At 65.0% G+C, this 3222-nt stretch carries 3 protein-coding genes; all 3 read right to left on the bottom strand.

Features of this window, described 5'->3' with window-relative positions; translation table 11 throughout:
* Nucleotides 1–1287 (bottom strand): multidrug transporter subunit MdtD (gene mdtD, locus HP546_RS28110; RefSeq protein ID WP_172232448.1); only part of this gene is annotated, 1287 nt, incomplete at its 3' end.
* A gap of 137 nt (nucleotides 1288–1424) precedes the next feature.
* Nucleotides 1425–2744 (bottom strand): TldD/PmbA family protein, encoded by a 1320-nt coding sequence (locus HP546_RS28105; RefSeq protein WP_172232445.1) that lies wholly within the window; start codon nucleotides 2742–2744, stop codon nucleotides 1425–1427.
* The coding region (locus HP546_RS28100; protein ID WP_256678558.1) for a metallopeptidase TldD-related protein at nucleotides 2744–3222 on the bottom strand (479 nt) is incomplete at its 5' end. The genes HP546_RS28100 and HP546_RS28105, both read right to left, overlap by 1 nt.

The following is a 3222-nucleotide window of genomic DNA, read 5'->3' as shown; positions in this document are numbered from 1 at the left end:
GCCATCGGCGCTGCCGGCTGCAGTAAACCCGCCGAGCAACGCACCGGCGCAGGCCACACCGAGGCTGAGCGACAGCTGTGCGACCACCGACAGCAGGCTGTTGCCGCTGCTGGCGCTGGCGTCGTCAAGGTCGATCAGGGTCACCGTATTCATTGCCGTGAACTGCATGGAGTTGACCGCGCCGAGCAGGCCCAGCTGGATCAGTAGCACAGCATAGGGTGTCTGTTCGTCGATCAGGCCCAGGCTGGCCAGCAGCAGGCCCAGCAGCAGGGTGTTGCCGGTGAGGATGATGCGGTAGCCAAAGCGTTCGATCAGCGGCCTGGCGATGGATTTTGCGAGCATGGCAGCCGCCGCCAGCGGGATCATGCTCATGCCGGCCTGGGCCGGTGAATAGCCCAGCGCCACCTGCAGCAGTAGCGGCACCAGGAACGGCAGTGCGCCGCTGCCCAGGCGCGCGAACAGGTTGCCGAGGATGCCGATGGCGAAGGTGCGCACACGGAACAGGCTGGGCGAGAACAGCGGCTCTGGGTCGCGCCCGGCGCGCAGCCAGTAGGCGGCCAGGCAGGCCATGCCGGCAAACAGCAGCAACATCACGCGCAAGTGCGGCAGGTGCAGCTCGCCCAGGCCTTCCATGGCGATGGTGATCAGCACCATCGCCGCGCCGAAAAGCACAAAGCCAGGGCCGTCGAAGCTGGTGCGTTCGGCGCCGCGCAGGTCGGGGATGAACTTCCAGACCGCGTAGCAACCGATCAGACCGACCGGCAGGTTCAGCAAAAAGATCCAGTGCCAGGTGAGGATTTCCACCAGCCAGCCGCCAACCGTTGGCCCCAGCAATGGCCCGAGCAAGCCGGGAATGGTGATGAAACTCATGATCCGCACCAGCTCGCTACGCGGGTAGGCGCGCAGCACCACCAAACGCCCCACCGGCAACATCAGTGCACCGCCCAGGCCCTGCACCACCCGGGCGAAGATCAGAAAACCCAGGCTGTTGGCTGCAGCGCACAACAGCGAGCCGAAGCTGAACAGCAGGATGGCGCTGAAGAAGATGCGCTTGGTGCCGAAGCGGTCGGCGATCCAGCCCGAGGCGGGGATCAGCAGGGCCACGGTGAGCATGTAGGCGATGATCACGCCCTGCATGCGCAGCGGGTCTTCGGCCAGCGAGCGGGCCATGGCCGGCAGCGCGGTGTTGAGAATGGTGCCGTCCAGGGACTGCATGAAGAAGGCGATCGCCACCACCCAGGGGATCCAGCGGGCGGTGACAGGGTCCAGCGGAGTGCGTTCGGGCATGAGGAACCTCAATGTTCGGCATTGCCTGTACTGGCCTCATCGCCGGCAAGCCAGCTCCCACAGGATCACCACAGGCCCCGGACTGGGTGCGGTCCCTGTGGGAGCTGGCTTGCCGGCGATGAGGCCGGAATGGCCTATTACAATGTCAGGGTCAGGCCTTTGACCAGTGCCCCCGGCAAATGACTCGACCCGGTACTGCGCTGTCCATAGGTACTGGTCGACAGAATCATCTCGCGCTCCCGGGTCAGGTCTTCCAGCTGGCTGCCGAGCAAACTGTACAGGCTGTCATCGAAACGCATGGTGCTGACGGGCCCCTGGATCTGGCCATCCTCTACCCAGAAAGTGGCAAAACGGGTCAGCCCGGTCATGCGGGCTGCCGGCAAGTCGGAGTAGTTCAGGTACCACAGGTTGCTGATGTACAGCCCGCTGCCAAGCCGCTCGAGGATCTGCTCGCTGGGCAAGCTCCCCGGCGACAGGCTGAGCGCGCAGGGCGACTCGTAGCTGTCGGCGCCATTGGCCAGCAGCTCGAACTCGGCGGCACTGCGCGCACTGGTCAACCGCTGCACAGCCTGGCCCTGCTGAATCAATGGCACATCCAGGCGTGGCGAGCCTTCATCGGAAAACGCCGGGCTCAACGAGCCGCTGACCTGCTCGGTGAAGCTTACCAGCGGGCTCAGTCGTGCATCGCCGTTGTACAGGCGCTGCAGAGCGCTGTTGCCGGTGGCCAGCGCCTGCGCCGAGAAACCGCCCCAGCACAGCATGCCGGCGATCTCGTCCATGGCTGACGGTGCCAGATAGGCGCGGTAGCTGCCGGGCTTCAGGGTGACTGCCGGAAGGCCGAGGAAACCCAGTTGCTCCCGCGCCTGGCGCAGCCGTGCGGTGAAGTTGTCGGAGTTCCATTCTTGACCGGCATAGTTGGCTTTCACCGCCTGGCCATTTTCATGGAACAGGCTCCAGTCCACGTTGAAGCTGTTGGCCTGATGCCAGCCGAAGGCGCCAAACGAACTGGCAAAGCCACGGCAGATGGGCCCGGCGGCATAGATGCCGACCAGGTCCAGGTCCCCGGCTTCGCGGTCGAGCAGGGCCAGTACATCGCTCAGCTCGGGCAGCGGTTGCTCCTGCTGGCTGTGGCTGTGCCAGGCGCTGTCGTCCAGGCGCAGGTAGGGGTCGACCGCCAGCAGCGGCAACGTCTGGCGCAGTTGCTCCAGGGCAGCGATCAGGCGCTGGGAATCCAGTTGCGCGTCCCCACTCAAGGTCACCTGTTGTTCAGCCTGGCGGCCATCACTGATCAGCCGCAGTTGCGCACTGGCCTGGCTCACTTCACCGGCCTGACGCACCTTGGCGTGGTTGAAACGCACGAATTGCGATTGCTCGGCGCTGTAGCCGAGGGTGAATTGTTCGCCCGCTTGCAGCTCGGTGCGCACATCGAGGGCCAGGGCTTCGAATGCTTGTTTCATCAGGCGTCCCCTCCGAATACGTCGATCTGGCGGAACACGCAGGCTGGCGACGCGTGGCCGACCCGCACCACCTGGTTGGGTTCACCCTTGCCGCAGTTGGGCGTGCCCAGTACCTGGAAGGTGCTGCGGTCGCCGACTGCCGACAGGTTGCGCCAGAACTGCGCGGAGATGCCGCGATAGTTGGGGTTCTTGACGATGCCCTTGAGCTCGCCGTTTTCAATCAACTGGCCCCATTCACAGCCGAACTGGAACTTGTTGCGCGCATCGTCGATGGACCAGGAGCGGTTGGTACGCATCAGTATGCCGTGTTCGATGCCCTGGATCAGTTGCCGCAGGGTCTGGTCGCCGGGTTCGATGTTGAGGTTGGCCATGCGATCGATCGGCGCACGGTTCCAGCCACAGGCGCGGCTGTTGGCCACGCCGTCCAGGCCAGAACGGAACTGCGACAGCGCGCCGCCCAGCGGGCGCAGCAACAGGC

Source organism: Pseudomonas sp. CM25 (genome assembly GCF_013179705.1).
Lineage (GTDB): Bacteria > Pseudomonadota > Gammaproteobacteria > Pseudomonadales > Pseudomonadaceae > Aquipseudomonas.
Note: the sequence above shows the minus strand (reverse complement) of the source record. Positions and strands in the feature narration are given on the sequence as shown.